The sequence below is a fragment of the Mesorhizobium sp. M7A.F.Ca.US.006.01.1.1 genome (assembly GCF_003997935.1).
Classification (GTDB): domain Bacteria; phylum Pseudomonadota; class Alphaproteobacteria; order Rhizobiales; family Rhizobiaceae; genus Mesorhizobium.
The window spans coordinates 1-5,477 of the sequence record NZ_RZQL01000352.1; the positions used below are offsets into that span (position 1 = coordinate 1).

Below are 5,477 nucleotides of genomic sequence, written 5' to 3' on the forward strand. Positions count from 1 at the left end.
GTCGAGGCGGTCAAGGGCATCAACATCCATGTCAAATCAGGCGAAACCGTTGCCGTGGTTGGCGAATCCGGATCCGGCAAGAGCCAGACGATGATGGCGGCGATGGGCCTGCTGGCATCGAACGGCGAGGCGACAGGCAGCGTCGACTATCGCGGCCGCAACCTTCTGACGCTCAGCAAATCCGAACTCAACAAGGTCCGCGGCGCCAAGATCAGCATGATCTTCCAGGAGCCGATGACCTCGCTCGATCCGCTCTATTCGATCGGCAACCAGCTGATCGAACCGATCCGACGGCATCGCGGCCTGAATACTTCCGAGGCGCACGAAGAGGCGCTCAAGCTTTTGCGGCTGGTGCATATTCCAGATCCCGAGCGGCGGATGAGATCCTATCCGCATGAAATGTCCGGCGGCCAGCGCCAGCGCGTCATGATCGCCATGGCGCTCGCCAACGACCCTGACATATTGATCGCCGACGAGCCGACGACGGCGCTCGACGTGACCATACAGGCGCAGATCCTGATGCTTCTGGCCGAATTGCAGCGCAAGCTTGGCATGGCGATCGTCTTCATCACCCACGATCTTGGTATCGTCCGCCGCTTTGCCGACCGGGTCTATGTCATGCGCCAGGGCGAGGTTGTCGAGGAGGGGGAGGCGGAGGCCATCTTCGTCAACCCGCAGCATGCCTATACGAAAATGCTGCTGGCGGCCGAGCCGACCGGCAGCAAGGCGCCGCCGCCCGCCAATGCCCCGGTGCTGCTCGAAGGCAGGAATGTCGAAGTGACGTTCAGGATCGGCGGCGGGTTTCTTGCTGGTGAACCGCTGATGCTGCGTGCCGTCGATCACATCTCGATCCGGCTGCAGCGCAACCAGACCATCGGCATCGTCGGTGAATCCGGCTCGGGCAAGTCGACCCTCGGTCGCGCCTTGCTGCGGCTGTTGCCGAGCGACGGGCTCATCCGTTTCGGCGATCGCGACATTTCCCATGCCGACCGGCGAGCGATGCGGCCGCTGCGGCGCCAGATGCAGCTCGTCTTCCAGGATCCGTTCGGCTCGCTGTCGCCGCGCATGACTGTCGGCCAGGTCATCACCGAAGGACTTCTGGTGCATGAGCCTGATCTTTCGGGCAAGCAGCGTGATCAACGCGCGATCGAGGCCTTGCGCGAGGTCGGCCTCGACCCCAACGCCCGCAATCGCTACCCGCACGAATTCTCGGGCGGCCAGCGGCAGCGCATCGCCATTGCCCGCGCCATGATCCTGAAGCCCAGGCTGGTGGTACTGGATGAGCCGACCTCGGCGCTCGATCGCTCCGTGCAGAAACAGATCGTCGAACTGCTGCGCAAGCTGCAGGCGGACCACGAATTGTCCTATCTCTTCATCAGCCACGATCTGTCGGTCGTGCGCGCCATGGCCGACTACATCATCGTCATGAAACAGGGCAAGATCGTCGAGGAGGGGCCGACCGAGGCGATCTTCAGCAATCCGCAGCACGCCTACACACAGACGCTGATGGCCGCCGCGATCGACGTGACGCGATTTCGCCTGAGCGCCTGAGCCGGGCTCGGCACCGAGGCATTGGCTGTCCGCTCAATTCGCGGACCTCGGGCACTTGCGCGCTCGCACAGCGGCAATGGCATCCTGTTGCTGCTTAAGCCGGTCGATCCTGGCTGTTTCACGGTTGGCTACCGCCGTCTTCACGCGTGAGCCGCCGAGCAGCCAGCGTGGAACATTGGTGTTGGCGACCTTGCCGCGCGTGATTGCCGTTTGCGAGATGTCACGGGCGACGTCTCCCATCGCACTGTTGAGGTCGGTGCAGGCGATCGAATCGTATTTCGCTGGATCGACGGTTCTGCCGAGGGATGAACAGCCAGCGACGAGAACCAGCGTCATCACAAGAATCAAGGGCGGGGCTGTGGTTGAATTCAAATTCATGTCGCACTCGGCCCGCCGTTTCACTGACTCCATCAAGTCCATCGACCCTAAAGCCGACGGACCTTTTCGTCAAAATATGCGGCCGCGAAGGAACCTGCCACTGGGGCCGGCCTTTTCGGCCGACGCAGGAACATTTCAGTTACTCGAATTGCCATCTGCCGAGTGTTGGGCTCAATCGCTGGCAAACGGAGAGTGCCGGTTCCGGCGTCGTCGGGGCGGCCTTTCCTACGCTGCTTCGGCCACGAACGTCGACGGGGGGCGACCGCCGAGCACTGTCTGAGCGATGTCGGCGTCATTTTCATCGACATGCGCCGTCACCAGAACCACCCCCTCGGCAACCTCCTGATCATCCGCCTTCATGGCGGCCATGGCGAATGTTCCAAACAGACCGCCGGCAACGCCGCCACAGACCGCGCCAGCCACCGCTGTTGGCAATACGCTCGCAGCAACAGGATTGGTGCCATAGGCCGCAACGGCGCTCAGGCAGGCCAACACGCCGGCGGCAGCGCCAAGTAACGATCCCAAAGCGGAAACCCGAAGAGATCCCGCCTCGTCATTGTAAGGCCCGATGATCGCGATCTGTACGCGAGGAATTCCGGCCGCCACCAAGTCGCTGGCGATCCGCGCCGCATCGGCGGGGGAATCAAAAAGTCTGCTAATCGTCGGCATGGTCGCTTAACGCTTCGGGCTGTTCAGCAGCGTGTCGGTGAGGAATGACGCGGCAATCAGGTCGTCAACCGCGATTAGTCCCTCGCCGCCCTCCATGATGGCCGCGCCCTTCTGGAAGGTCTTCATCTCGTCTTCGGTAATCTGGGCTTCCTCCATCCTGGCCTTGATCTCTGTCATGCGCATGCTCAGGGCATGGGATCTTTTGGTCTCACGGTTCGACATGCTGCTGCTCTTAGTTTCATTGATCATTTTTGCCCGCCACCCGAATTTGGGGCAAGTGCAAGCGTTTCCAACCTGGACTTCGGTCGGGCACGGGTCGGACCTAAGTCTGACCGTGGGCCGCAACGGTCTTGCGGCGGCGCCCGCCAAAAGCATGATCTGGATTCGTGCCAAAAGGCCTTTCGTGGCCCGACTCCATCAAGAATCGGGCCGGAGATCGGGGGTCAGTACCCGTCGTTTTGGATCACCACGGGATGGTGCCGATGGTGGTGACGATGGGTGGAGACGGAACTTGTCACGACAACGGTATCGCGGTGATGATGTCGGCGCCCATGGTCATAGAACGCCACGGTACCATGGCGGCGATGGTGCAAGCGCTGACCGTCTTCGTTGATGATCTTGACGCTGCCGTGATGTCGATGATGGGTTCTAACAACCACATCGGCTTCGGCTGCCGAAGCAACAATGGGCAGTCCAAGGGAAAGCGCCAACGCACACATAATCATTGTTTTCATTGCAATTTCTCCATTCTCTTATTAGCCCTTCATTGGATAAACTGCCCCTGATTGCTTTGGTTCCGGTCGTTCGGCATGGCCCGAACGTTCACCGGTCATCGCTGACCCGGCCAAGCGACGGAACATTAGGCGTGCCTGATGGTTTTATTTCTCGCAGCCGGGATCACGATTTGGTGTCTGCTGCAGATCAGTCGGCAAAGGCTGGTCGGCCCGCGTTCTCCGCCAGAGGCGCGGGCTTCCCCCAGGCAACAGGAGAGAGATCATGAACAATATCATTTGGCTCGTTGGAGCTGTGGTCATCGTGATTGCGATCTTGAGCTTTTTTGGCCTCCGCTGAGCCGGACGCGCGTACTAGTCGGGATGTTTTCCGGAAATCTGTCCGCGAGCGCACGCACGAAAGCATCAGGCGGCCGGTTGAGGCCGTCTGGTTACTGTCCAATGCAACAGGCATCGCTGTCACGGCGAATAGAAATTCGCTCATCGGCGGGGGACGCGAGTAATCTCGCTTGAGGGCAGGTGGAGCGCCGAAGTCGGGATGCGCTAACTCTTTGTTTTTTCTGGTCGGAGTGGCAGGATTTGAACCTGCGACCCCCTCGTCCCGAACGAGGTGCGCTACCAGGCTGCGCTACACTCCGTGACCAGACCGCGGGCTTATAGCCGCCACACTTCGTTCCTGCAAGCGGCATGGCAGCACTTCTGTCGCATTTCGTAGGCTTTCGTCGAGCATAGGCCGAAAGGCTCGGATTCCCTCCTGGGATAAACGTGGCTTAAAGCCTTCTGTGCTAAGCCGCAGTCCTCGACAACTCGTAATTTCCGTCACTCGGAGTTTTCCAGTCTTGTCCTTCAGCATCGTTGGCGACGCCCGGCCCAACAGTTTCGAATTCGAAACCGAAGCGCTGATCAAGCCATCCGGCTTTCGCGAATATGATGCGCGCTGGTGGTTTGGCCATCCCGGCTCTGCGCAACTGCCGGAGCTCAATCTGATCGGCGTCCAGGCGCTCGGCATGGGGCTTGGCACGCTGATCCGCCGTGTCGGTGCCGGTCCCGATATCGTCACCGGGCATGATTTCCGCTCCTATTCGCTGTCGATCAAACTGGCGCTGGTGTCCGGTTTGATGGCTGCAGGCGCACGGGTGAGGGACATCGGACTGGCGTTGTCGCCGATGGCCTATTTCGCCCAGTTCGCACTGGACGTGCCATCGGTCGCCATGGTCACGGCCTCGCATAACGAGAATGGCTGGACCGGCGTCAAGATGGGTGCGGCGCGGCCGCTGACTTTCGGACCGGAAGAGATGAGCGCGCTGAAGGCGATCGTGCTGGCTGGTGATTTCGATCTCGTCGGCGGCGGCTCCTACGATTTCGTCCGCGATTTTCGCGCCACTTATCTCGACGATCTGACCAAGGACAAGCGCATCACCCGAAAGCTGAAAGTGGTCGCCGCCTGCGGCAACGGCACCGCCGGCGCCTTCGCGCCGCAAGCGCTGCAGCGCATCGGCTGCGAGGTCATCCCGCTCGATGTCGAACTCGACCATACCTTTCCGCGCTACAACCCCAATCCCGAGGACATGCAGATGCTGCATGCCATCAGACAGAAGGTGCTGGAGACTGGAGCCGATGTCGGGCTGGGCTTCGACGGCGACGGTGACCGCTGCGGCGTCGTCGACAATGAGGGCAATGAGATTTTTGCCGACAAGGTCGGTGTGATGCTGGCGCGCGATATCTCCAGCCAGCATCCGGGCTCGACCTTCGTCGTCGACGTCAAGTCGACCGGCCTGTTCAAGACAGACAGCGTGCTGCGCGCCAACGGCGCCGTCACCGACTATTGGAAGACCGGCCACTCCTACATCAAGCGCCGCGTCGCCGAGCTTGGCGCCGTCGCCGGCTTCGAAAAGTCGGGCCATTTCTTCTTCAACCCGCCGATCGGGCGGGGTTATGACGATGGGCTGGTCACCGCCATCGCCATCTGCCAGATGCTGGATCGCAGTCCTGGCAGTTCGATGGCCGATCTCTACCGCGCGCTGCCGCTGACCTTCGGCACGCCGACCATGTCGCCGCACTGCGCGGACGATGTGAAGTATGGCGTTGTCGAGCGGGTGGTTGCCGACTTTCAGGCCATGAAGCGGGATCGAATGGTTTTCGCTGGCC

The 5,477-nt window shown here is 61.1% G+C and carries 6 protein-coding genes and 1 tRNA gene; 3 read left to right on the forward strand and 4 right to left on the reverse strand.

The features are described from left to right. Window positions 1-1,551 (forward strand): ABC transporter ATP-binding protein (locus EN943_RS34485; RefSeq protein WP_164778533.1); only part of this gene is annotated, 1,551 nt, incomplete at its 5' end. A 33-nt stretch (window positions 1,552-1,584) separates the two neighbouring features. Here EN943_RS34485 and EN943_RS34490 read toward each other — a convergent pair. The 3 genes from EN943_RS34490 to EN943_RS34500 all read right to left on the reverse strand — a co-directional run bounded on the left by EN943_RS34490 (window position 1,585) and on the right by EN943_RS34500 (window position 2,775). Further along, window positions 1,585-1,929 (reverse strand): hypothetical protein, encoded by a 345-nt coding sequence (locus tag EN943_RS34490; RefSeq protein WP_127416317.1) that lies wholly within the window; start codon window positions 1,927-1,929, stop codon window positions 1,585-1,587. 225 nt (window positions 1,930-2,154) lie between these two features. After that, window positions 2,155-2,598 (reverse strand): hypothetical protein, encoded by a 444-nt coding sequence (locus EN943_RS38660; protein WP_245476087.1) that lies wholly within the window; start codon window positions 2,596-2,598, stop codon window positions 2,155-2,157. 6 nt (window positions 2,599-2,604) lie between these two features. Next, window positions 2,605-2,775 carry a hypothetical protein gene (locus tag EN943_RS34500; RefSeq protein WP_348630116.1) on the reverse strand — a complete coding sequence of 57 codons (171 nt, stop codon included), beginning with the start codon at window positions 2,773-2,775 and terminating at the stop codon, window positions 2,605-2,607. 296 nt (window positions 2,776-3,071) lie between these two features. Between EN943_RS34500 and EN943_RS39025 the strand changes: the two genes are divergently transcribed. After that, window positions 3,072-3,383 (forward strand): hypothetical protein, encoded by a 312-nt coding sequence (locus EN943_RS39025; protein ID WP_164778534.1) that lies wholly within the window; start codon window positions 3,072-3,074, stop codon window positions 3,381-3,383. Between the two features lie 507 nt (window positions 3,384-3,890). Here EN943_RS39025 and EN943_RS34510 read toward each other — a convergent pair. After that, a tRNA-Pro gene (locus EN943_RS34510) sits at window positions 3,891-3,967 on the reverse strand. 201 nt (window positions 3,968-4,168) lie between these two features. Here EN943_RS34510 and EN943_RS34515 point away from each other — a divergent pair. Next, the coding region (locus tag EN943_RS34515) for a phosphomannomutase/phosphoglucomutase (protein ID WP_164778535.1) at window positions 4,169-5,477 on the forward strand (1,309 nt) is incomplete at its 3' end.